Genomic DNA, 23,289 nt, shown 5'->3' on the forward strand with positions numbered 1-23,289 from the left:
AAGGCTTTTCCTTGAATCCGCGCCTTGACGGTGTGGTGGGCGCATTCCTATAGTGTGCGCAAGTGGCGGAAAGTGGCACAAAGTGGGTTTTTTGAACGTAAAACGCTAAAATTTGGAGAAACGCATCTGTGTTTCGCGGAGCTAACGCTATCAGTCTCGATGCAAAAGGCCGTCTCGCCATGCCGAGCCGGTATCGTGACGAGCTGATTTCGCGAAGTTCCGGGCAGTTGATCATCACCATTGATGCCGTTGACCCTTGTTTATGTGTTTACCCCCTCGATGAGTGGGAGTTGATTGAGACCAAGTTGCGTGCCCTGCCTTCATTGCGTGAAGAAAACCGCCGCCTGCAGCGTTTGCTGATTGGTAATGCCGTCGACCTCGAGCTCGATGGCAGTGGTCGTTTCCTGGTGCCCCCGCGCTTGCGCGAGTACGCCAAGCTGGATAAGCGCGCGATGCTGGTCGGCCAACTGAACAAGTTCCAATTGTGGGACGAAGATGCCTGGGATGCTGTTTCTGCAGCTGACCTGGCTGCTATTCAACAACCGGGCGCCATGCCTGATGAACTGCGTGATTTGATCCTGTGACTATTGATAGCGGCTTTAACCACATCACCGTACTGCTTGACGAAGCCGTTGAGGCTCTCGCCGTACGCGCGGATGGCTGCTATTTGGACGGTACCTTCGGCAGGGGCGGGCATAGCCGGTTGATACTCAGCCAGCTCGGGCCCGACGGCAAGCTCCTCGGGTTTGACAAAGACCCCCAAGCGATTGCCACCGGGCAAGCGCTAGCGGCCGAAGACGGCCGCTTTGTCGTTGTGCAGCGCAGCTTTGCCGAGCTGGGTGCCGAAGTCGCCGAGCGCGGCATGGCGGGCAAGGTGGCCGGGGTTTTGCTCGACCTGGGCGTGTCTTCGCCGCAGCTCGATGACCCGGAGCGCGGGTTCAGCTTCATGAACGACGGCCCCCTCGACATGCGCATGGACCCGACCCGTGGCGTCAGTGCCGCGCAGTTCATTGCCACCGCGCCGGTGGAAGAAATTGCCCGCGTGTTCAAGGAATACGGTGAAGAACGCTTCGCCGGCCGCATGGCCCGTGCCGTGGTGGAGCGCCGCGAAATCCAGCCGTTCGAGCGCACCGCCGACCTGGCCGAAGTGCTTAAAGTCGCCAACCCAGCGTGGGAAAAGGGCAAAAACCCGGCGACCCGTGCGTTCCAGGGCCTGCGTATTCACGTCAACAACGAATTGGGCGACCTGGAGGCTGGCCTTGAGGCTGCCCTTGAGGCGCTGGAAGTGGGCGGTCGCCTGGTGGTGATCAGTTTCCACTCCCTGGAAGATCGCATCGTCAAGCTGTTCATGCGCCGCCTGGTCAAGGGCGAGTCCGATAACCTGCCGCGCAACCTGCCGGTACGTTTCGAAGCCTTTGTGCCGAAAATCAAAATCCATGGCAAAGCGCAGTTCGCTTCCGAAGCCGAACTCAAGGCCAACCCACGTTCCCGTAGCGCCGTCATGCGCGTTGCGGAGAAGCTGCGGTGAGCAAGCTTTTCGCCAAGCCCCTCCCGGGCGGCAGCTTCTTTATGTTGCTGCTGTTTGTCGGCGTGCTGGTGTCCGCAATTGCGGTGTCCTACAGCGCCCACTACAACCGTCAACTGCTCAATACCCTCTATGGGGAATTGAGCGTGCGTGACAAAGCGCAGGCGGAGTGGGGCCGGTTGATCCTCGAGCAAAGCACCTGGACGGCCCATAGCCGTATCGAAGTGCTGGCCACCGAACAGCTGAAAATGCACATCCCGGGCGCGGCCGAAGTTCGCATGGTGGCGCCATGATGAAACTTGAAGGTGCACTCTACCCATGGCGCTTCCGCCTGATGCTCGGCTTGCTGGCATTGATGGTGGGGGCGATTACCTGGCGGATCATCGACCTGCAAGTGGTCGATCGTGACTTCCTGATCGGCCAGGGCGATGCCCGTAGCCTGCGTCATATTCCGATCCCTGCGCACCGCGGCCTGATCACCGACCGTAACGGCGAGCCGTTGGCGGTGAGTACGCCGGTGACCACCCTGTGGGCCAACGCCAAGGAATTGCAGGTTGCCAAGGACAGGTGGCCGCAACTGGCTGCCGCCCTGGGCCAGGACCCGAAAGCCTTGGCCGAGCGCCTTGAAGCCCAGGCAAATAAAGAATTTATCTACCTCGTTCGCGGCCTTACCCCCGAGCAAGGCCAGCAAGTGCTCGACCTTAAAGTCCCCGGTGTCTACGGCATCGAGGAATTCCGTCGTTTCTACCCGGCCGGTGAAACCACTGCCCATATGGTGGGTTTTACCGACATCGATGATCACGGTCGTGAAGGCGTGGAACTCGCCTACGATGAATGGCTCGCCGGGGTTCCCGGCAAACGACAAGTCATCAAGGATCGGCGCGGCAGACTGATCAAGGATGTCCAGGTCACCAAGAACGCCAAGGCCGGTAAGCCCTTGGCGTTGTCGATTGACCTGCGCCTGCAATATCTGGCCAACCGCGAGCTGCGTAACGCGATCATCGAGAACGGCGCCAAGGCCGGTAGCCTTGTGATCATGGACGTGAAGACCGGCGAGATCCTCGCCATGGTCAACCAGCCGACCTACAACCCGAACAACCGTCGCAACCTGCAACCGGCGATGATGCGTAACCGCGCAATGATCGACGTGTTCGAGCCGGGTTCGACCATGAAAGCCATCTCCATGAGTGCCGCCCTGGAAACCGGTCGCTGGAAGCCCAGCGACAAGGTCGAGGTGTATCCGGGTACTTTGCAGCTGGGTAAATACACCATTCGTGACGTGTCCCGTACTGAAGGTCCGGTGCTGGATTTGACAGGTATCCTGATCAACTCCAGTAACGTGGGCATGAGTAAGGTCGCCTTCGATATCGGTGGTGAAACCATCTACCACCTCGCGCAGAAGATCGGCCTGGGGCAACCCACCGGCCTGGATTTTCCAGGTGAGCGCGTCGGCAACCTGCCCAACTACCGCGAATGGAAAAAAGCCGAGACCGCCACGCTTTCCTATGGCTACGGCCTGTCGGTGACCGCGATCCAACTGGCCCATGCCTTCTCCGTGCTGGCCAACAACGGTCGCATGGTGCCGCTGAGCCTGATCCATGTCGATGAGGCGCCGAAAGCAACCCAGGTGATCCCTGAAAACGTCGCCAAGACCATGCAAGGCATGCTGCAACAAGTGATCGAAGCGCCGCGCGGTGTATTCCGCGCCCAGGTGCCGGCGTATCACGTGGCGGGCAAGTCCGGTACCGCGCGTAAAACGTCGGTCGGCACCAAGGGCTATGCCGAAAACTCCTACCGCTCGCTGTTCGCCGGCTTCGGCCCGATGAGCGACCCGCGCTACGCCATCGTCGTTGTGATCGATGAGCCGAGCAAAGCCGGTTACTTCGGTGGCCTGGTATCGGCGCCGGTGTTCAGCAAAGTGATGTCCGGCACCCTGCGCCTGATGAACATCACGCCGGATAACCTGCCGCCGACCCAACAAGCGAATGCCGGACCACCGGCCGCTGCAGTAAAAGCCAATGGAGGGCGCGGCTGATGTCTCTTAGCCTGAACAAGATTTTTGCCCACGCCGGCCGCGATCTGCTGATTCGCGAGTTGACCCTGGACAGCCGTAACGTGCGCGCTGGCGACCTGTTCCTGGCGGTGCCGGGCGGCAAGTACGATGGCCGTGCGCACATCGCCGACGCCTTGCAGCGCGGCGCGGCTGCCGTGGCGTATGAAGTGGAAGGCGCCACCGTGCTGCCGATCACCGACGTGCCGCTGATTCCGGTCAAGGGTCTGGCCAAGCAGCTGTCCGATATTGCCGGGCGCTTTTATGGCGACCCTAGCCGCCACCTCAATCTTGTGGGCGTGACGGGCACCAATGGCAAGACCAGCGTGACCCAACTGGTCGCCCAGGCCCTCGACCTGCTGGGCCAGCATTGCGGCATTGTCGGCACCCTGGGCACCGGTTTTTATGGCGCGCTGCAAAGCGGCCTGCACACCACGCCGAACCCTATCGCCGTGCAAGCGACCCTGGCCGACCTGAAGAAGGCCGGTGCCAAGGCGGTTGCCATGGAAGTGTCGTCCCACGGCCTGGACCAGGGCCGCGTCACCGCCCTGGCCTTTGATGTGGCGGTGATGACCAACCTGTCCCGCGATCACCTGGATTATCACGGCACCATGGAGGCGTACGCCGCCGCCAAGGCCAAGCTGTTTGCCTGGAATGACCTCAAGTGCCGGGTGGTCAATCTGGATGACGCCTTTGGTCGCCAACTGGCCGCCCAAGACAGCGAAGCGCGCCTGATCACCTACAGCTTGGAAGACTCCAGGGCATACCTGTATTGCCGTGAAGCCCAATTCAATGACGAAGGCGTGCGCGCCACGCTGGTGACGCCTCAGGGCGAGCACCACTTGCGCAGCACCCTGCTCGGGCGTTTCAACCTGAGCAACGTACTCGCCGCCATCGGCGCGTTGCTCGGCCTGGATTACGCCCTCGACGAAATCCTCAAGGTACTGCCGAAGCTGGACGGCCCGGCAGGTCGCATGCAGCGCCTGGGTGGGGGTACTCAACCGTTGGTGGTGGTCGATTACGCCCATACCCCGGACGCCCTGGAAAAAGTCCTCGAAGCCTTGCGCCCTCACGCCAAGGGCAAATTGCTTTGCCTGTTCGGCTGCGGTGGTGATCGTGATCGCGGCAAGCGTCCGTTGATGGCCGAGATCGTCGAGCGTCTGGCCGATGGTGTAGTGGTCACCGATGACAACCCACGCAGCGAAGATCCGAGCCGGATTTTCGATGATATCCGAACCGGCTTCAAAGACGCGTCCAAGGTCACCTTCGTTGCCGGTCGCGGCGCGGCAATTGCCCAGTTGATCGCCAGTGCCAGCGCTGACGACGTGGTCGTGTTGGCCGGTAAAGGGCACGAGGATTACCAGGAAATCAACGGCGAGCGTCATGCCTTCTCCGATCTGGTCGAGGCCGATCACGCCTTGACCGCCTGGGAGGTCGCCCATGCTTAAGGCGATGACGTTCAGCGAACTGACTCAAGCCCTGTCGGCACGCTTACTGGCGAGCGATTGCAGCTTCAGCGGCGTGAGCATCGACAGCCGTGCTATCAAACCGGGGCAACTGTTTGTCGCCCTGGCCGGCCCGCGTTTCGACGGTCACGACTACCTGAACGAAGTCGCCGCCAAAGGTGCCGTAGGTGCCTTGGTACAGCGCGAATTGGCCGATTCCACCTTGCCGCAACTGCTGGTCGCCGATACTCGCCTGGCCCTCGGCCAATTGGGGGCGCTGAACCGCGCCGCTTTCGATAAGCCCGTTGCCGCCATCACCGGCTCCAGCGGCAAGACCACGGTCAAGGAACTGCTCGCCGGTGTCCTGCGTACGCGCGGCCCCGTGTTGGCGACCCGTGGCAACCTGAACAATGATTTCGGCGCTCCGCTGACCCTGCTCGAACTGGCCCCGGAACACACGGCGGCGGTGATCGAACTGGGGGCTTCGCGCATCGGCGAAATCGCCTACACCGTGGCGCTGACCAAGCCCCACGTTGCAATTATCAACAACGCCGGTACTGCCCATGTTGGCGAGTTCGGCGGCCCGGAAAAAATCGTCGAAGCCAAGGGCGAGATCCTTGAGGGCCTCGATGCATCGGGCACCGCAGTCTTGAACCTGGACGACAAGGCCTTCGAGACCTGGCGTGTACGCGCCGCCGGTCGCAAGGTCCTGACGTTTGCCGTGCTTAACGCAGCGGCTGATTTCCATGCCTCCAACATCACCGTCGATGCCCGTGGCTGCCCGTCCTTCACCTTGCACACCCCGCAAGGTGACGAACACGTACAACTGAATTTGTTGGGCAACCATAACGTCGCCAATGCCTTGGCCGCCGCCGCTGCCGCCCATGCCTTGGGCGTGTCGCTGTTCGGCATCGCCACAGGCCTGGGCGCGGTGCAACCGGTCAAGGGCCGTACCGTGGCGCAGTTGGCAACCAACGGCATGCGTGTGATTGATGACACCTACAACGCCAACCCATCCTCCATTAATGCCGCTGTAGACCTGCTCAAGGGTTTTGACGGTCGCAAGGTGCTGGTACTGGGTGATATCGGCGAATTGGGCGACTGGGCTGAACAAGGCCACCGCGAAGTCGGCGCGTATGCCGCAGGCAAAGTCGACGCCCTCTACGCCGTTGGCACGAACATGGCCCATGCGGTAAGCGCCTTCGGCCCCGGTGCGCGACATTTCGCAACCCAGGCCGAGTTGATCCAGGCGCTGGGCGTGGCAGAACAAGACAAACACACAACCATTTTGATCAAGGGATCGCGCAGCGCGGTGATGGAAAACGTCGTCGCGGCCTTGTGTGGCTCAAGTACGGAGAAACATTAATGCTGCTGCTGCTGGCTGAGTATCTGCAACAGTTCCACAAAGGCTTCGCGGTCTTTCAGTACCTGACCCTGCGCGGGATCCTGGGTGTGCTGACCGCGCTGTCTTTGTCGCTGTTTTTGGGGCCGTGGATGATCCGCACCCTGCAGAACCTGCAAATTGGTCAATCGGTTCGTAATGACGGCCCGCAGTCGCACCTGTCCAAGTCCGGCACCCCGACCATGGGCGGCGCGCTGATCCTCTCGTCCATCGGTATCAGCACCTTGCTGTGGGCTGACCTCCACAACCGCTACGTGTGGGTGGTGTTGCTGGTGACCCTGCTGTTCGGCGCCATCGGCTGGGTCGATGACTACCGCAAAGTGATCGAGAAAAACTCCAAGGGGCTGCCAAGCCGCTGGAAGTATTTCTGGCAGTCGGTGTTCGGCCTGGCCGCCGCGATCTTCCTCTACACCACCGCGCCAAGCGCCGTGGAAACCACCTTGATCATCCCGATGCTCAAGGACGCCAGCATCCCACTGGGCATCGGCTTCGTGGTGCTGACCTACTTCGTGATCGTCGGCTCCAGCAACGCGGTGAACCTGACCGACGGCCTCGACGGCCTGGCGATCATGCCGACGGTGATGGTAGGCGGCGCGCTGGGCATTTTCTGCTACCTGTCGGGTAACGTGAAATTCGCTGAGTACCTGCTGATCCCTTACGTGCCGGGCGCGGGTGAGCTGATCGTGTTCTGCGGTGCCCTGATCGGTGCCGGGCTGGGGTTCCTGTGGTTCAACACCTACCCCGCACAAGTCTTCATGGGTGACGTCGGCGCACTGGCGCTGGGCGCAGCCCTGGGCACCATCGCGGTGATCGTTCGCCAGGAAATCGTGCTGTTCATCATGGGCGGTGTGTTCGTGATGGAAACCCTGTCGGTGGTCATCCAGGTGGCGTCCTTCAAATTGACCGGGCGCCGCGTGTTCCGCATGGCGCCGATTCACCACCACTTTGAACTCAAGGGCTGGCCTGAGCCGCGTGTGATTGTCCGTTTCTGGATCATCACCGTGATTCTGGTCCTGGTCGGCCTTGCCACCCTGAAACTGAGGTAGAAACGAGTGTCCCTGATCGCTTCAGACCACTTCCGCATCGTTGTCGGCCTCGGCAAGAGCGGCATGTCCCTGGTTCGCTTCCTGGCGAACCGGGGCACGTCGTTTGCCGTGGCCGATACGCGGGAAAATCCACCGGAGCTGGTCACGCTGCGCCGTGACTACCCGCACGTGGAAGTGCGTTGTGGCGAGTTGGATGTCGAGTTTCTGTGCCGCGCCGATGAGCTCTACGTGAGCCCCGGCCTGGCCCTGGCGACTCCGGCCCTGCAAGCCGCTGCGGCGCGTGGCGTGAAGCTGTCCGGCGACATCGACCTGTTCGCGCGTAATGCGAAGGCGCCGATCGTGGCCATCAGCGGTTCCAACGCGAAAAGTACCGTGACCACCCTGGTCGGCGAGATGGCGATGGCGGCCGGCAAGCGCGTGGCCGTGGGCGGTAACCTCGGCACGCCGGCGTTGGACCTGCTCAGCGACGACATCGAGCTGTACGTGATGGAGCTGTCGAGCTTCCAACTGGAAACCACCCACGACCTGGGCGCTGAAGTGGCCACCGTGTTGAACGTCAGCGAAGACCACATGGACCGCTACAGCGGCCTGCCGGCGTACCACTTGGCCAAGCACCGGATCTTCCGCGGCGCCAAGCAATTTGTTGTCAATCGCCAGGACGCGCTGAGCCGTCCGCTGATGGGCGATGGCATGCCGTGCTGGACCTTCGGCCTGAGCAAACCCGACTTCAAGGCCTTCGGCATTCGTGAAGAGAACGGCGAGAAATACCTGGCCTTCGAATTCCAGAACCTGATGCCGGTGCGCGAGCTGAAAATTCGTGGCGCCCATAACCAGTCCAACGCCTTGGCCGCGTTGGCGTTGGGGCATGCCGTGGGTTTGCCGTTCGACGCCATGCTGTCGAGCCTGCGCACCTTCGGCGGCCTTGAGCATCGTTGCCAGTGGGTACGCGACCTTAATGGTGTCAGTTACTACAACGACTCCAAAGCCACCAACGTGGGGGCCGCATTGGCCGCCATCGAAGGCCTGGGTGCCGATATCGACGGCAAACTTGTGCTGATCGCCGGTGGCGACGGCAAGGGTGCCGATTTCAAAGACCTCAAGGCACCGGCGGCTGCGCATTGCCGCGCCGTGGTGTTGATGGGCCGCGACTCCGATTTGATCGCCGCCGCGCTTGGCGACGCGGTGCCACAGGTGCGTGCCACCTCCCTGGACGACGCCATTGCCCAGTGCCAAGCCCTGGCCCAACCAGGCGATGCGGTACTGCTGTCGCCGGCGTGCGCCAGTTTCGACATGTTCAAGAACTACGAAGAGCGTGGCCAGTTGTTCGCCCGCGCCGTGGAGGGCTTGGCATGAGCATTGATTTCAGAAACATCATCAAGCCGTACCCGTCGCCGATTATCACCGGGCGTGGCATCGACCTTGATTTCCCAATGCTCGCCGGTTGCCTCGCGCTGCTGGGCCTGGGCCTGGTGATGATCACCTCTGCCTCTTCCGAAGTGGCCGCCGTGCAGTCGGGCAACACCCTGTACATGATGATCCGTCACCTGGTGTACCTGATCATCGGCCTGGGCACGTGCATCGTGACCATGATGATCCCGATTGCCACCTGGCAGCGCCTGGGTTGGCTGATGCTGATCGGCGCGTTCGGCTTGCTGATCATGGTGATCCTGCCCGGCATCGGCCGTGAGGTGAACGGCTCCATGCGCTGGATCGGTTTCGGCGCGTTCAACGTGCAGCCGTCGGAAATCGCCAAGGTCTTCGTGGTGATCTACCTGGCCGGTTACCTGGTGCGTCGCCAGAAAGAAGTGCGCGAAAGCTGGATGGGCTTCTTCAAGCCATTCATCGTGCTGCTGCCCATGGCCGGCCTGTTGCTGATGGAACCCGACTTCGGCGCGACCGTCGTGATGATGGGCGCGGCGGCGGCGATGCTGTTCCTCGGTGGCGTGGGCTTGTTCCGCTTCAGCTTGATGGTGGTGCTGGCGGTGGCTGCGGTGACCATCCTGGTACAGGCGCAACCCTACCGGATGGCGCGTCTGATCACCTTTACCGACCCTTGGTCCGACCAGTTCGGCTCCGGCTACCAATTGACTCAGGCATTGATCGCCTTCGGTCGCGGCGAATGGCTGGGCGTCGGCCTGGGCAACAGCGTGCAGAAGCAGTTCTACCTGCCGGAAGCGCACACCGACTTCGTGTTCTCCGTACTCGCCGAAGAACTCGGCGTGGTGGGGTCGCTGTGCACCGTCGCGCTGTTCGTATTCGTGTGTGTCCGCGGCATGTACATCGGCTTGTGGGCCGAAAGGGCCAAACAGTATTTCGCCGCTTACGTGGCGTACGGCTTGTCGTTCCTGTGGATCGGCCAGTTCCTGATCAACATCGGGGTGAACGTCGGCCTGCTGCCGACCAAGGGCCTGACCTTGCCGTTCCTCAGTTACGGCGGCAGTTCGTTGGTGATCTGCTGCGCCTGTCTTGGCTTGTTGCTGCGCATCGAGTGGGAGAGTCGAACCCATCTGGGCAGCGAAGAGATGGAGTTCAGCGAAAGCGACTTCGCCGAGGAGCCGACCCATGGGCGCTAACGTGCTGATCATGGCCGGCGGCACCGGGGGCCATGTGTTCCCGGCCCTGGCGTGCGCGCGGGAATTCCAGAACCGTGGCTACACCGTGCACTGGCTGGGTACACCGCGCGGCATCGAAAACGAGTTGGTACCGAATGCCGGTCTGCCGTTGCATCTGATCAACGTCACGGGCCTGCGCGGCAAGGGCAAATTGTCCCTGCTCAAGGCACCGTTCGTGTTGCTCAAGGCGGTGTGGCAGGCGCGCAAGGTCATCCGTGACTTGCAGCCGGTGTGCGTGCTCGGCTTCGGTGGTTATGTGACTGGCCCGGGTGGCGTCGCCGCCAGACTTGCTGGCGTGCCGGTGATCGTGCACGAGCAGAACGCCGTGGCCGGTACCGCCAACCGTTTGCTGGTGCCGTTGGCTGCGCGGGTGTGTGAAGCGTTTCCCAACACCTTCAGTGTGTCGGATAAGCGCCGTACCACCGGCAACCCGGTGCGCACCGAGCTGTTTATGGACATCGCCCGCGAAGCACTCGCAGGGCGTAAGGCGCACCTGCTGATCCTGGGCGGAAGCCTGGGCGCCGAGCCGCTGAATAAATTGCTGCCGGAAGCCGTGGCGCAACTCCCTGTGGAATTGCGCCCGGAGATTTTCCACCAGGCCGGCAAGAACCACGATGAAGTCACCGCCACGCGTTATCGCGACGCGGGTGTGGAGGCCAATGTGCAGCCCTTCATCAAAGACATGGCCCATGCCTATGGCTGGGCCGACCTGGTGGTCTGTCGCGCGGGTGCGCTGACCGTCAGTGAACTGGCCGCCGCCGGTCTGCCGTCCTTGCTGGTGCCTTTGCCCCACGCCATCGACGATCACCAGACCCGCAACGCCGAATATTTGGCCGGGGAGGGCGCTGCCTTCCTGCTGCCGCAAAGAACGACTGGCGCCGCCGATTTGGCCGCACGCCTGACTGAGGTTTTGATGCAACCGGAACGACTCAACAACATGGCGAGCACTGCAAGCCGCCTGGCCAAACCTGACGCAACCCGCACCGTGGTCGATATCTGCCTGGAGGTGGCCCATGGTTGAGAATCAGAAAGCCATGCCACAACCGGAAATGCGCCGCATCCGTCGCATCCACTTCGTCGGTATCGGCGGCGTGGGCATGTGCGGTATCGCCGAAGTGTTGCTGAACCTGGGCTACCAGGTGTCCGGCTCGGACTTGAAAGAGTCGCCGGTCACCGAGCGCCTGAAGTCCTTTGGCGCGCAGATCTTTATCGGCCACCGCGCCGAGAACGCCGCCGACGCTGACGTGCTGGTGGTGTCGAGCGCCGTGAACACCTCCAACCCGGAAGTGGCCACCGCCCTCGAGCGCCGCATTCCCGTGGTGCCACGCGCCGAGATGCTCGCCGAGCTGATGCGCTATCGCCACGGCATCGCCGTCGCCGGTACCCATGGCAAGACCACCACCACCAGCCTGATCGCTTCGGTGTTCGCCGCCGGTGGCCTGGACCCGACCTTCGTGATCGGTGGCCGCCTGAATGCAGCCGGTACCAATGCCCAGCTCGGTACCAGCCGCTACCTGATCGCCGAAGCCGATGAAAGCGACGCCAGCTTCCTGCACCTGCAACCGCTGGTCGCCGTCGTCACCAACATCGACGAAGATCACATGGCTACCTACGACGGTGACTTCAACAAGTTGAAGAAAACCTTCGTCGAGTTCCTGCACAACCTGCCGTTCTACGGTTTGGCCGTGGTGTGCCTGGACGACCCGGTGGTGCGTGAAATCCTGCCGCAGGTCAAGCGTCCGACCGTGACCTACGGCTTCAGCGAAGACGCTGACGTGCGCGCAATCAATGTGCGCCAGGAAGGCATGCAGACCTACTTCACCGTGCTGCGTCCCGACCGTGAGCCGCTGGATGTGTCGGTGAACATGCCGGGCAACCACAACGTGTTGAATTCCCTGGCGACCATCTGCATCGCCTCCGATGAGGGCGTCAGCGATGAGGCCATCGTCGAAGGCCTGTCGCGCTTTGCTGGTGTCGGCAGGCGCTTCCAGGTCTACGGCCAACTGCCGGTGGAAGGCGGTGACGTGATGCTGGTGGACGACTACGGCCACCACCCGACCGAAGTCGCCGCAGTCATCAAGGCCGTACGGGGTGGTTGGCCGGAGCGTCGCCTGGTGATGATTTACCAGCCGCACCGCTACAGCCGCACCCGCGATTTGTACGACGATTTCGTCAATGTATTGGCCGATGCCAACGTACTGCTGTTGATGGAAGTCTATCCGGCCGGTGAAGAACCGATCCCGGGCGCCGACAGCCGCAAGCTGTGCAACAGCATTCGCCAGCGCGGCCAGTTGGACCCCATCTACATCGAGCGCGGTGTGGACCTGGCTCCGATCGTCAAGCCGCTGCTGCGTGCCGGCGACATCCTGCTGTGCCAGGGTGCCGGTGATATCGGTGGCCTTGCCCCTAAACTATTGGCGAGCTCGCTGTTTGCCGCCGAAAAGGGGAAGTCGAAATGACCACTGACTACGGCTCCCTGTTCTCCACCATCACGCCTGCCGACTTCGGCCGCGTGGCCGTGCTGTTCGGCGGCAAGAGCGCCGAGCGCGAAGTGTCGCTCAAGTCCGGCAATGCCGTGCTCGAAGCGCTGCAAAGCGCCGGTGTGAATGCGTTCGGTATCGACGTGGGCGATGACTTCCTCGCCCGCCTGCAGGCCGAGAAGATCGACCGTGCCTTCATCATTCTGCACGGCCGTGGCGGTGAAGACGGCAGCATGCAGGGCCTGTTGGAGTGCGCCGGTATTCCTTATACCGGCAGCGGCGTTCTTGCTTCGGCACTGGCCATGGACAAGTTGCGCACCAAGCAGGTGTGGCACAGCCTGGGCATTCCAACGCCGCGTCACAGTGTTCTGTGCAGTGAAGACGATTGTATTTCTGCAGCCAAGGAACTGGGCCTGCCTTTGATCGTCAAACCAGCCCATGAAGGCTCCAGTATCGGCATGGCTAAAGTGAACTCGGCCGCCGAATTGATCGACGCATGGAAAGCGGCAAGTACCTACGATTCGCAAGTGTTGGTGGAACAGTGGATCCAGGGTCCCGAGTACACCATCGCCACCCTGCGTGGCCAGGTATTGCCGCCTATCGCATTGGGCACACCCCACACCTTTTACGACTACGACGCCAAGTACGTGGCTTCCGATACTCAGTACCGGATCCCGTGCGGCCTGGACGCAACCAAAGAACAGGAATTGATGGACCTCACGGCGAAAGCCTGTGAGGCGTTGGGTATTGCCGGTTGGGCACGGGCAGACGTGATGCAGGATGACCAAGGGAATTTCTGGTTCCTGGAAGTCAACACTGCGCCGGGTATGACCGACCACAGCCTGGTACCTATGGCCGCTCGCGCAGCCGGCCTGGATTTCCAGCAGTTGGTGCTGGCAATTCTTGCCGCCAGCATTGAGCCAAGAGGCTAAGGACATGAAAGGCGCATCGCTTCGTCATCAGCCCCCACAAGCACCGAGCCGCAAGCCGGTGCCACGGGGTGCCAGTCGAATGGTGGCTAAAGAGCCGATGTCGGCGCGCCTGCCGAAAGCCAACTTTGGTTTCCTCAAGGCGCTGTTCTGGCCGGTGTTGCTGGTGGTGTTGGGCTTCGGCACTTACGAAGGTGCACAGCGTCTATTGCCCTATGCCGATCGGCCAATCACCAAGATCAGCGTGCAGGGCGACTTGAGCTACATCAGCCAGCAAGCGGTGCAGCAGCGTATTGGTCCGTTCCTGGCCGCGAGCTTCTTCACCATCGACCTGGCCGGCATGCGCCGGGAGCTGGAACAGATGCCGTGGATCGCCCACGCCGAAGTCCGCCGCGTATGGCCGGACCAGGTGACGATCCGCCTGGAAGAACAACTGCCCGTGGCCCGTTGGGGCGAAGAGGCGCTGTTGAACAACCAGGGCCAGGCGTTCACCCCGCGTGAGCTGGCCAACTACGAGCACCTGCCGCAGCTGTTCGGGCCGCAGCGGGCGCAGCAGCAAGTGATGCAGCAGTACCAGGCCCTGAGCCAGATGCTGCGGCCAATGGGCTTCTCCATTGCACGCCTGGAATTGCGTGAACGGGGCAGCTGGTTTTTGACGACCGGGGCAGGCAGTTCCGGCCCGGGCATCCAGTTGTTGCTGGGACGCGACCGCTTGGTGGAAAAGATGCGCCGCTTCATCGCCATCTATGACAAGACCTTGAAAGAACAGATTACGAACATTGCGAGCGTCGACCTGCGTTACGCCAACGGCCTTGCCGTCGGCTGGCGTGAACCGGCTGCGCCCACGGCAGCGCAACCCGCTGTCGCGAAGAATTAAGAAGAGGCAGGACCCATGGCAAACGTGCAAAGCGGCAAAATGATCGTCGGTCTCGATATCGGCACCTCCAAGGTGGTGGCGCTGGTAGGCGAGGTCGGGGAAGACGGCACGATCGAAATCGTCGGTATTGGCACGCATCCGTCCCGTGGCCTGAAGAAGGGCGTGGTGGTCAACATCGAGTCCACCGTGCAATCGATCCAGCGCGCCATCGAAGAAGCGCAGCTGATGGCCGGTTGCCGGATTCACTCGGCGTTCGTCGGCGTGGCGGGCAACCATATCCGCAGCCTGAACTCCCACGGCATCGTGGCGATTCGCGACCGTGAAGTCAGCGCAGCCGACCTTGAGCGCGTCCTCGACGCCGCCCAGGCCGTGGCGATCCCGGCTGACCAGCGCGTGCTGCACACCCTGCCGCAGGACTACGTGATCGATAACCAGGAGGGCGTTCGTGAGCCCCTGGGCATGTCGGGCGTACGTCTGGAAGCCAAGGTCCACGTGGTGACCTGTGCCGTCAATGCCGCGCAGAACATTGAAAAATGCGTGCGCCGCTGCGGCCTGGAAATCGACGACATCATTCTCGAACAACTGGCTTCGGCCTACTCGGTACTGACCGACGACGAAAAAGAACTGGGCGTTTGCCTGGTGGACATCGGCGGCGGCACCACCGACATCGCGATCTTCACCGAAGGTGCGATCCGTCACACCGCGGTGATCCCGATTGCCGGCGACCAGGTCACCAACGATATCGCCATGGCGCTGCGTACGCCGACCCAGTACGCCGAAGAAATCAAGATCCGCTACGCCTGCGCCCTGGCCAAGCTGGCTGGTGCCGGTGAAACCATCAAGGTGCCAAGCGTGGGCGACCGTCCACCGCGCGAGCTGTCGCGCCAGGCCCTGGCCGAAGTGGTCGAGCCGCGCTACGACGAGCTGTTCACCCTGATCCAGGCTGAACTGCGTCGCAGCGGCTACGAAGATTTGATCCCGGCCGGCATCGTGCTGACCGGTGGCACCTCGAAGATGGAAGGCGCGGTCGAACTGGCCGAGGAAATCTTCCACATGCCGGTACGCCTGGGTGTTCCCCATGGCGTGAAAGGCCTGGGCGACGTGGTGCGCAACCCGATTTATTCCACCGGTGTGGGCTTGCTGTTGTACGGGCTGCAGAAGCAGACCGACGGCATTTCCCTGTCGGGCCCGAGCAACCGTGACAGCTACCGCAGCGACGACGAGGCCAAGGCGCCGTTGTTCGAGCGGTTGCAGGCTTGGGTAAAAGGCAATTTCTAAAGATTTACCGCAACACCGCAGCACCGAAACAAGCAGTAGGCGAAAAAACTAGAGAAAATGAAAGGAGAGGGAACATGTTCGAACTCGTAGACAACATCCCCGCCAGCCCGGTCATCAAAGTGATCGGTGTCGGCGGTGGCGGCGGCAACGCTGTCAACCATATGGTCAAGAGCAACATTGAAGGCGTTGAATTCATCTGCGCCAACACTGATGCCCAGGCGCTGAAAAGCATCGGCGCGCGGACCATCCTGCAATTGGGCACAGCCGTGACCAAGGGCCTCGGCGCTGGCGCCAATCCGGAAGTCGGCCGTCAAGCCGCCCTGGAAGACCGCGAGCGTATTGCCGAAGTGCTGCAGGGCACCAACATGGTGTTCATCACCACTGGCATGGGCGGCGGTACCGGTACCGGTGCAGCGCCGATCATTGCCGAAGTGGCCAAGGAAATGGGGATTCTGACGGTCGCTGTCGTGACTCGTCCGTTCCCGTTCGAAGGCCGCAAGCGCATGCAGATCGCCGACGAAGGTATCCGTCTGCTGTCTGAAAGCGTCGACTCGTTGATCACCATTCCCAACGAGAAGCTGCTGACCATCCTGGGCAAGGACGCAAGCCTGCTGTCCGCGTTCGCCAAGGCTGACGATGTACTGGCCGGTGCCGTTCGCGGTATCTCCGACATCATCAAGCGTCCAGGCATGATCAACGTCGACTTTGCCGACGTACGTACTGTCATGAGCGAAATGGGCATGGCAATGATGGGCACTGGCTGCGCCAGCGGTCCGAATCGTGCACGCGAAGCCACCGAAGCGGCCATCCGCAACCCGTTGCTGGAAGACGTGAACCTGCAAGGCGCACGCGGCATCCTGGTGAATATCACCGCCGGTCCTGACCTGTCCCTGGGTGAGTACTCCGACGTGGGTAGCATCATCGAAGCCTTCGCTTCCGAGCACGCCATGGTCAAAGTCGGTACCGTTATCGACCCGGACATGCGCGACGAACTGCACGTGACCGTGGTTGCTACCGGCCTGGGCGCAAAAATCGAGAAGCCTGTGAAGGTCATCGACAATACCGTTCATACCAGCCACGCCAGCCAAGCGGCTGCCGCTCCAGCGCCTTCGCGCCAGGAACTGCCGTCGGTGAACTACCGTGACCTGGACCGTCCGACCGTGATGCGCAACCAGGCTCAGGCCGGTGCTGCGGCGTCCCGTAGCCCGAATCCGCAAGATGATCTGGACTATCTGGATATCCCGGCATTCCTGCGTCGTCAGGCCGATTAATGGAATGTATCAGGGCTATGAAGGTGATTGGTGTTCAGCAAAGGTCTGGTCTGCTATTATCGCCAGCCTTTGTTGATACCAGTTCGCAATTTGCGCTGAAGCGGTCCAAGCCATGATTAAACAACGCACCCTGAAGAATATTATTCGTGCCACAGGTGTAGGTCTGCACTCCGGGGAGAAGGTATACCTGACCCTCAAGCCTGCACCTGTCGATACCGGCATCGTGTTTGTGCGTGCCGACCTGGACCCTGTGGTGCAGATTCCTGCTCGCGCGGAAAATGTTGGCGAAACCACGATGTCGACCACGTTGGTCAACGGTGACGTCAAAGTGGACACGGTGGAGCACTTGCTCTCGGCCATGGCCGGTTTGGGCATCGATAACGCCTACGTCGAGCTCTCCGCGTCCGAAGTCCCTATCATGGATGGCAGCGCTGGACCCTTCGTATTCTTGATTCAATCTGCCGGCCTGGAAGAACAGGACGCAGCCAAGAAGTTCATACGCATTCTGCGGGAAGTGACAGTAGAAGACGGCGACAAGCGCGCCACCTTCGTCCCGTTCGAAGGCTTTAAAGTGAGCTTTGAGATCGATTTCGATCACCCGGTATTCCGTGACCGCACCCAAAGTGCAAGCGTGGATTTTTCCAGCACTTCGTTCGTAAAAGAAGTCAGCCGCGCCCGTACTTTTGGTTTCATGAGTGACATCGAGTACCTGCGCAAGCACAACCTCGCACTCGGCGGCAGCGTTGAAAACGCCATTGTGGTCGACGCGGATGGTGTACTGAACGAAGACGGCCTTCGCTATGAAGACGAATTCGTGAAGCACAAGATCCTCGATGCAATCGGTGACCTCTACCTGCTGGGCAATAGCCTGATAGGCGAGTTCAAAGGCTTCAAGTCGGGCCACGCCCTTAACAACCAGCTGCTGCGCAAGTTGATTGAGCAGACAGACGCTTGGGAAGTCGTGACCTTCGAAGATGCCAGCACCGCACCGATCTCTTACATGCGTCCCGTTGCGGCGGTGTAAGTAACAACTCTCTTTCTTTAGTTTTTAAAGGCTGCCTTCGGGTGGCCTTTTTTATTGTCTGGACACTTCCCTTGCCGGGCAAGCCCGCTCGCCACGAGGGCCGCTTGCGCTATTCAGGCTGCCGAGGCATCCACAATCCGATTGCGCCCCGTGTGCTTGGCCTCATACAACGCCCGGTCCGCACTGAGCAGCAACGCCTCCAGGGACATACGGCTGCGCTTGTCCCAGGTGCTCATGCCGATGCTCGCCGTAATCGGCCGCTCATCCCCGGCCATCCTTGGCAAATGCTCGATGCTGCTGCGGATATGCTCGGCGATGACCCAGGCACCCTTCGCGTCCGTATGGGGCAGCACCACCGCGAATTCCTCGCCGCCATAGCGCGCCGCGAGATCAGCCGGGCGGCGGATATTGGCGCCTATCACCTGAGCCACAATGCGCAATGCCGCGTCTCCACCGTGATGGCCATGGCGGTCATTGAAGGCTTTGAAGTGGTCGACGTCGATCATCAGCACGGTCAGTGGTTCGAGCGAGCGTTGCGCGCGGTCCCATTCAAGGCGCAGGCGTTCATCCAGGATGCGACGGTTGGCCAAGCCGGTCAGCGCGTCGATGGCTGCCAGTTCTGACAGCACACGTTCCGCGCGATAGCGGCGTCGCAGTTCGCGGCGCAGCATCCAGGTCAGCCATAACAAACCGATACACAGGATGCCGGTGGCGCCACTGGTCAGCAGCGCAGCGCGTTTCCAAGGGGCGAATACATCCTGGCTGGACAGTGCCACCACCACAATCAGCGGTAGCTCACCCACATTGGTGAAGGTGTACAGACGCTCCTTGCCGCTGATGGCAGAGATGGCCTGGAAGGTGCCACTGCCTTCATGCAGTATCCTCTTGAAATTCGGTCGATCGCTCAGGTCCTTGTCGATCATGTCGCTTTCGAGCAGCGGCTGCTGGGCCAATAAAAAGCCTTTTTTATTAAGCAGGTTGACGCTGCTGCTGTTGCCGATGGTGACGGTGTTGAACAGCTGGTCGAAATACGCCAGGCGCATGGTCGCGACCGCAACGCCAGCAAACTCACCGTCAGGCCCCGACACACGCCGGCTGAATGCCATGCGCCAGACCTGGTCGCAGTCGCAATGAATCTTGAACGGCCGGCTGATATACAAGCCGGCCTGGGCGTCCTTGGTATGCACCTGGAAGTAATCGCGGTTGGCAAAATTGCGCGGGGTGGGCTGCAGGGTGGAAGAATCGGCGATCACCGCGCCATTGGCATCCAACAACAGCACTTCACCTTTGAAAGGCGCGGCGGTGGACAGGTCAAACTGCACCAGGTGCTGGATATTCGCAGAAACCTGGGACAGATCCTCACGTTGCCTGGCAGCAATCAACCCCTTGAGGGCCAGGTCGTAGAGTTCGACGTTACGCAGCACGTCGGCATTGATCAACTGGGCAATATTGGTGGTTGAACGCGTCGCGGCCTGCAGGGTGCTGGCGTGTTCGCGAATCAGCAACACCGCGACGATGACCACGATCAGGGCGACGGTAAGGCCACTGCCCAGAAGCAGTAATAGCTCTGGGTGTGCCGGTAGGTTTCGAACGCGGGGTGGACTCATCGGGCAAACTTCAGCGGGACAATACTGGCAGTTTAGTTGTACCCGATGAAAATTAAATACTCGGTAAAAAAGAAAGATCCGAGTGTCAGAACACGTTGATCGGATAGTCGACGATCACCCGGTATTCATCCACATCCCGATCCACCGCCGAGTAGCCATTGCTGCCACGATTGGTCGCCCATTGCAGGCGCACCGCCAAGTCCTTGGCCTTGCCGCCCTGCACCACATACTTCAAATCGATATCCCGTTCCCAGTGTTTGGCGTCCTTGCCATCGGCGCTGTACCAGGCACTGTAGCCACGGCTTTGCGGGTCGACCTTGGTCAGGTCGGTCTTGCCGCTGATATAGGACACCGCCGAGGTCAGGCCGGGCATGCCGAGGCCGGCAAAGTCGTAGGCGTACTTGAGCTTCCACGAGCGTTCGTTGGGGCCGTTGAAGTCCGAGTATTGCTGGGAGTTGTCCAGGTACACGCTGTCGCCCTGGCTGATGTAGTCGAACGGCGTGTTGCCGTTGACCCGCTGGTAGGCGGCGGTGACGCTGTGGTGACCCACGCCGACGGTGAAATGCAGGCTATAGGTGTTGTTGTCGATATCACCGAGCAGCGACTGTCCGGTGTCCTGGGTGTGGTAGTAGTGCAGGCCCGGGTTGAGGCTGACCAGGTCATTCAACGCATAGGTGTAGTCCAGGTCGTAGTAGTACTGGTGCCACACGTCCTTGAGTTCGGAAGCGTACAGGTTGCTGGTCACTCCCGGGATGCCGCTGAACGACACGCCCGCCCAATTCATGTGCTTGCTGTCAGCGTTACTGGGCAATGCGCCATAGCTGGTGCCGATGCGTCGGTGGCCGCTCTGGTTGTAGAGCTTGGTGAAGCTGGCCTGGCCGCCTTCGAGCATCCAGCCGTCGAGGCTGTGGTTGGTCAGGCTTACGCCCCGGAAGGTCTGCGGCAGCATGCGCGTCATGCCGCCGGCGATCACCGGGTTGTTGAGGAACAGGTCACCGGCCTTCAACTCGGTATCGAAGGCGCGCATCTTCAAGGTACCCCCTGCGGTGGAGAACGAACCGGGCGCTTTACCGCTGCCGTCAGTGCTGCCGTAGGGAAGGATGCTGGAACCGTCGGTGCCGCCACCGCCGTCGAGCTTGAGGCCGAGCATGGCGTGGGCGTCCAGACCGAAGCCGACGGTGCCCTGGGTGTAGCCGGATTCGAAGGTGCCAATAAAACCTTGGCCCCACTCCTTGCTGTCATCGGTGTGGATGTCGCGACGGTCGCGGTTCATGTAGTAGTTGCGGGTGTTGATGTTGAGGTGCGAGCCTTCGACGAATCCGTCGGCGGGAGTGGTGTCTGCCGCGTGGGCAAGGGGAACGATCGTTGCTGCAATCGCGAGGAATAACGGGGTGAACGTCAGCGAGTTCTTCACCGGTACAGCTCCTTTGGTCAATCGAAAACGGCCAATGTCGTGGGGGTGTGCCTGGCCTTTTTTTACGGCAAAAAAAAGCCGCTGAAGTCAGCGGCTTTAAGACAGATTCCCAGTGTAGAGCCCTGGAAATAAGTCGAGGGAAATTCGGGTAAGCGGGTCAGCTGCCTTTGCCGTCGCGCTCATCGATGCGTCAAATTAACGCAGGCGAGCGCTGCGATACAGAGTGTAACAAGATAATGACTGTTGCCCAAATCGCAACAGTGATGCTGAAGGCCATGTGAGAGGTGTCTAGACCGGCAAGGTAATGCCGAAGGTATTGCCACTGACGTCGCTGCGCACGAACACATCGCCGCCATGCATCAGCGCAATTGCCTTGACGATGGCCAGGCCCAAACCGTGGTTCGCCCCGCTGTTGCTGCGCGACGCATCCACCCGATAGAAGCGTTCGAACAAGCGTGGCAGGTGTTCGCTGGCGATCACCTCGCCAGGGTTGGTCACGCCGATGGCGACCTGATGCTCCAGCACATCAATGTTCACGTCGATCACCTGCCCGGGCGCGGTGTGCTGCACCGCATTGCTCAGCAGGTTGATCAGGGCGCGGCGCAAGTGGGCTTTTTCGATCTGCACCTGGGCGTCGCCGTGGACCTGCACCCGGACCTGGGCGTCTTCGAGGATGAAGTCCAGGTAGTCGAGGGTGGTGGCGACCTCGTCGGCCAATGAGCTTTCAATCAGCTTGGTGGCCTTGCTGCCCTGGTCGGCGCTGGCGAGGAACAGCATGTCGTTGATGATCGAGCGCAGGCGCTCCAGTTCTTCGAGATTGGATTGCAACACCTCGAAGTAATGCTCGGCTGAACGCCCGCGTGTCAGGGCAACCTGGGTCTGGCCGATCAGGTTGGTCAGTGGCGAGCGCAGTTCGTGGGCGACGTCGGCGTTGAACGACTCCAGTCGCGAGTAAGCCTGTTCCACGCGGTCCAGGGTGGCGTTGAATGAGTTGACGAACTGACTCAGCTCCGGCGGCAGCGGCGACAGTTGCAGGCGCCCGGAGAGCTTCGGCGGCGCCAGCTTCTGCGCTTCATCCGAAAGTTTGCTCAGCGGCTTGAGGCCAATGCGCGAAACCCAGAACCCCAGCAGCGCTGCCAGCACCACGCCGACCAGCGCCAGACTGACCAAAGCCACCAGCAGATGGTGCTGGGTGGCACGGAAGTTTTCGGTGTCGATGGCGATCATGAAACGCAACGGCGGGCGTAGGTCCTTGGCCGGGAACTGGCTCACCAGCACTTTGAATGGGTAGTCGCGCCCCGGCAGGCGCAGATCGCGCTTACCCGTTGGGCCTTCGGCGAAGGCGCGGATCTGCGCGTCGGGGTTGCCATACTCGTAGTTCGGATCGCTGCTGACGACCCAGAAGCGAATACGCTTGTCTTCCTCACCCAATAATTTGAGCTTGGCTTGAATCTTCACCCAATGGTCCGGTGTGCCGAAGCGGTTCACGGAGGATTCCAACACGCTGTAGCGCGCATCCAGCTCCGCCCCGGGTAGCAAGCCCAGGCTGCGGTCTACCTGCTGATACAGCGCGCCGCCGATCAACAGGAATATCAGCGCCGCCACCAAGGTGAACATGCTGCTGAGGCGCAGGGCAATGGAGTTAGCCGACACTGCGATTCTCCAGTACATAACCCATGCCGCGAATGGTGTGCAGCAGCTTGTGTTCGAACGGCCCGTCAAGCTTGGCGCGCAGGCGCTTGATCGCCACTTCCACGACGTTGGCGTCGCTGTCGAAATTGATGTCCCAGACCATTTCTGCGATCGATGTCTTGGAGAGGATCTCGCCCTGGCGCCGCGCCAATACGCTGAGCAGCGAGAACTCTTTGGCGGTCAAGTCCAGGCGCTGGCCATTGCGGCTGGCCTTGCGGCTGATCAGGTCGATCCACAGGTCGGCCACGGTCACTTGCACGGGCTCGTGGCCGCCGCTGCGGCGGGTCAGGGCTTGCAGGCGCGCCACCAGTTCAAGGAATGAAAACGGTTTGCCGAGGTAATCGTCGGCACCTTCGCGTAGCCCGCGGATACGGTCTTCCACGCGCTCACGGGCGGTGAGCATGATCACCGGCGTTTGCTTGCGCGCACGTAATGCGCGCAACACGCCAAAGCCGTCGAGGCCAGGCAGCATCACGTCGAGCACGATCACCGCGTAATCGTTCTCCAGCGCCAGGTGCAGGCCCTCGACGCCCTCGCGCGCCACGTCGACGGCGTAGCCTTGCTCCGTCAGGCCACGGTGCAGGTAGTCGGCGGTTTTTTCTTCATCTTCAACAATCAGTACGCGCATGAGCCTTTT

Annotated in this window: 20 protein-coding genes; 16 read left to right on the forward strand and 4 right to left on the reverse strand. The window is 61.2% G+C overall.

Annotated elements, in window-relative coordinates; all coding sequences use genetic code 11:
• Positions 1-128: 128 nt before the first annotated feature.
• From mraZ to lpxC, 16 genes are all read left to right on the forward strand, one after another.
• The gene (gene mraZ / locus FBY10_RS01770; RefSeq protein WP_003171868.1) at positions 129-584 is read left to right on the forward strand and encodes a division/cell wall cluster transcriptional repressor MraZ; all 456 of its coding nucleotides are present in this window, start codon (positions 129-131) and stop codon (positions 582-584) included.
• Positions 581-1,528: a 16S rRNA (cytosine(1402)-N(4))-methyltransferase RsmH gene (gene rsmH / locus FBY10_RS01775; RefSeq protein WP_010213048.1), complete on the forward strand. Its 948-nt coding sequence runs from the start codon at positions 581-583 to the stop codon at positions 1,526-1,528. Before mraZ ends, rsmH begins: the two co-directional genes overlap by 4 nt.
• Complete coding sequence (gene ftsL / locus FBY10_RS01780) at positions 1,525-1,818, forward strand: cell division protein FtsL (RefSeq protein ID WP_003216203.1); 294 nt, start codon at positions 1,525-1,527, stop codon at positions 1,816-1,818. Before rsmH ends, ftsL begins: the two co-directional genes overlap by 4 nt.
• Positions 1,818-3,560, forward strand: coding sequence for a penicillin-binding protein 2 (locus FBY10_RS01785; RefSeq protein WP_178116719.1), 1,743 nt, complete (start codon positions 1,818-1,820; stop codon positions 3,558-3,560). The genes ftsL and FBY10_RS01785 overlap by 1 nt, the downstream gene beginning before the upstream one ends.
• On the forward strand, positions 3,560-5,023 hold the full coding sequence (gene murE, locus FBY10_RS01790; RefSeq protein WP_145335309.1) for a UDP-N-acetylmuramoyl-L-alanyl-D-glutamate--2,6-diaminopimelate ligase: 1,464 nt from the start codon (positions 3,560-3,562) through the stop codon (positions 5,021-5,023). Before FBY10_RS01785 ends, murE begins: the two co-directional genes overlap by 1 nt.
• Positions 5,016-6,386, forward strand: coding sequence for a UDP-N-acetylmuramoyl-tripeptide--D-alanyl-D-alanine ligase (gene murF / locus FBY10_RS01795; protein ID WP_145335307.1), 1,371 nt, complete (start codon positions 5,016-5,018; stop codon positions 6,384-6,386). The genes murE and murF overlap by 8 nt, the downstream gene beginning before the upstream one ends.
• Positions 6,386-7,468 (forward strand): phospho-N-acetylmuramoyl-pentapeptide-transferase, encoded by a 1,083-nt coding sequence (gene mraY, locus FBY10_RS01800; protein ID WP_003171875.1) that lies wholly within the window; start codon positions 6,386-6,388, stop codon positions 7,466-7,468. Before murF ends, mraY begins: the two co-directional genes overlap by 1 nt.
• 6 nt (positions 7,469-7,474) lie before the next feature.
• On the forward strand, positions 7,475-8,821 hold the full coding sequence (gene murD / locus FBY10_RS01805; RefSeq protein WP_145335305.1) for a UDP-N-acetylmuramoyl-L-alanine--D-glutamate ligase: 1,347 nt from the start codon (positions 7,475-7,477) through the stop codon (positions 8,819-8,821).
• Complete coding sequence (gene ftsW, locus FBY10_RS01810) at positions 8,818-10,041, forward strand: putative lipid II flippase FtsW (protein WP_053131437.1); 1,224 nt, start codon at positions 8,818-8,820, stop codon at positions 10,039-10,041. Before murD ends, ftsW begins: the two co-directional genes overlap by 4 nt.
• A complete protein-coding gene (gene murG / locus FBY10_RS01815; protein WP_131698382.1) occupies positions 10,031-11,101 on the forward strand; it encodes an undecaprenyldiphospho-muramoylpentapeptide beta-N-acetylglucosaminyltransferase in 1,071 nt (356 codons plus the stop codon). Before ftsW ends, murG begins: the two co-directional genes overlap by 11 nt.
• Positions 11,094-12,539 (forward strand): UDP-N-acetylmuramate--L-alanine ligase, encoded by a 1,446-nt coding sequence (gene murC, locus FBY10_RS01820; RefSeq protein WP_131698381.1) that lies wholly within the window; start codon positions 11,094-11,096, stop codon positions 12,537-12,539. Before murG ends, murC begins: the two co-directional genes overlap by 8 nt.
• The gene (locus tag FBY10_RS01825; RefSeq protein WP_145335303.1) at positions 12,536-13,492 is read left to right on the forward strand and encodes a D-alanine--D-alanine ligase; all 957 of its coding nucleotides are present in this window, start codon (positions 12,536-12,538) and stop codon (positions 13,490-13,492) included. The genes murC and FBY10_RS01825 overlap by 4 nt, the downstream gene beginning before the upstream one ends.
• 4 nt (positions 13,493-13,496) lie before the next feature.
• Positions 13,497-14,366: a cell division protein FtsQ/DivIB gene (locus tag FBY10_RS01830; protein WP_131698380.1), complete on the forward strand. Its 870-nt coding sequence runs from the start codon at positions 13,497-13,499 to the stop codon at positions 14,364-14,366.
• Between the two features lie 15 nt (positions 14,367-14,381).
• Positions 14,382-15,644 (forward strand): cell division protein FtsA, encoded by a 1,263-nt coding sequence (gene ftsA / locus FBY10_RS01835; RefSeq protein ID WP_027604757.1) that lies wholly within the window; start codon positions 14,382-14,384, stop codon positions 15,642-15,644.
• A gap of 74 nt (positions 15,645-15,718) precedes the next feature.
• Positions 15,719-16,915: a cell division protein FtsZ gene (gene ftsZ / locus FBY10_RS01840; RefSeq protein ID WP_053131424.1), complete on the forward strand. Its 1,197-nt coding sequence runs from the start codon at positions 15,719-15,721 to the stop codon at positions 16,913-16,915.
• A 112-nt stretch (positions 16,916-17,027) separates the two neighbouring features.
• Positions 17,028-17,939 carry a UDP-3-O-acyl-N-acetylglucosamine deacetylase gene (lpxC, locus tag FBY10_RS01845; RefSeq protein ID WP_003171886.1) on the forward strand — a complete coding sequence of 304 codons (912 nt, stop codon included), beginning with the start codon at positions 17,028-17,030 and terminating at the stop codon, positions 17,937-17,939.
• A 113-nt stretch (positions 17,940-18,052) separates the two neighbouring features.
• Here the strand turns inward: lpxC and FBY10_RS01850 are convergent, their stop codons facing one another.
• The 4 genes from FBY10_RS01850 to FBY10_RS01865 form a co-directional block, all read right to left on the reverse strand.
• Entirely contained in the window at positions 18,053-19,546 is a 1,494-nt protein-coding gene (locus FBY10_RS01850) for a sensor domain-containing diguanylate cyclase (protein WP_145335301.1), read from the reverse strand.
• Between the two features lie 85 nt (positions 19,547-19,631).
• On the reverse strand, positions 19,632-20,960 hold the full coding sequence (locus FBY10_RS01855) for an OprD family porin (protein WP_145335299.1): 1,329 nt from the start codon (positions 20,958-20,960) through the stop codon (positions 19,632-19,634).
• Positions 20,961-21,248: 288 nt separating this feature from the next.
• Positions 21,249-22,613: a heavy metal sensor histidine kinase gene (locus FBY10_RS01860; protein ID WP_145335297.1), complete on the reverse strand. Its 1,365-nt coding sequence runs from the start codon at positions 22,611-22,613 to the stop codon at positions 21,249-21,251.
• Positions 22,603-23,280: a heavy metal response regulator transcription factor gene (locus FBY10_RS01865; RefSeq protein WP_145335295.1), complete on the reverse strand. Its 678-nt coding sequence runs from the start codon at positions 23,278-23,280 to the stop codon at positions 22,603-22,605. Before FBY10_RS01865 ends, FBY10_RS01860 begins: the two co-directional genes overlap by 11 nt.
• Between the last annotated feature and the right edge of the window lie 9 nt (positions 23,281-23,289).

This window comes from Pseudomonas sp. SJZ103 (genome assembly GCF_007828335.1).
Taxonomy (GTDB): Bacteria; Pseudomonadota; Gammaproteobacteria; order Pseudomonadales; family Pseudomonadaceae; genus Aquipseudomonas.

What these genes read in the sequence shown, in the direction of transcription:
- FBY10_RS01785 (WP_178116719.1), top strand. Translation starts at nt 1,818, where the DNA reads ATGAAACTTGAAGGTGCACTCTACCCATGGCGCTTCCGCCTGATGCTC.
- murE (WP_145335309.1), top strand. Translation starts at nt 3,560, where the DNA reads ATGTCTCTTAGCCTGAACAAGATTTTTGCCCACGCCGGCCGCGATCTG.
- murF (WP_145335307.1), top strand. Translation starts at nt 5,016, where the DNA reads ATGCTTAAGGCGATGACGTTCAGCGAACTGACTCAAGCCCTGTCGGCA.
- mraY (WP_003171875.1), top strand. Translation starts at nt 6,386, where the DNA reads ATGCTGCTGCTGCTGGCTGAGTATCTGCAACAGTTCCACAAAGGCTTC.
- ftsW (WP_053131437.1), top strand. Translation starts at nt 8,818, where the DNA reads ATGAGCATTGATTTCAGAAACATCATCAAGCCGTACCCGTCGCCGATT.
- murG (WP_131698382.1), top strand. Translation starts at nt 10,031, where the DNA reads ATGGGCGCTAACGTGCTGATCATGGCCGGCGGCACCGGGGGCCATGTG.
- murC (WP_131698381.1), top strand. Translation starts at nt 11,094, where the DNA reads ATGGTTGAGAATCAGAAAGCCATGCCACAACCGGAAATGCGCCGCATC.
- FBY10_RS01825 (WP_145335303.1), top strand. Translation starts at nt 12,536, where the DNA reads ATGACCACTGACTACGGCTCCCTGTTCTCCACCATCACGCCTGCCGAC.
- FBY10_RS01830 (WP_131698380.1), top strand. Translation starts at nt 13,497, where the DNA reads ATGAAAGGCGCATCGCTTCGTCATCAGCCCCCACAAGCACCGAGCCGC.
- ftsA (WP_027604757.1), top strand. Translation starts at nt 14,382, where the DNA reads ATGGCAAACGTGCAAAGCGGCAAAATGATCGTCGGTCTCGATATCGGC.
- ftsZ (WP_053131424.1), top strand. Translation starts at nt 15,719, where the DNA reads ATGTTCGAACTCGTAGACAACATCCCCGCCAGCCCGGTCATCAAAGTG.
- lpxC (WP_003171886.1), top strand. Translation starts at nt 17,028, where the DNA reads ATGATTAAACAACGCACCCTGAAGAATATTATTCGTGCCACAGGTGTA.
- FBY10_RS01850 (WP_145335301.1), bottom strand. Translation starts at nt 19,546, where the DNA reads ATGAGTCCACCCCGCGTTCGAAACCTACCGGCACACCCAGAGCTATTA.
- FBY10_RS01865 (WP_145335295.1), bottom strand. Translation starts at nt 23,280, where the DNA reads ATGCGCGTACTGATTGTTGAAGATGAAGAAAAAACCGCCGACTACCTG.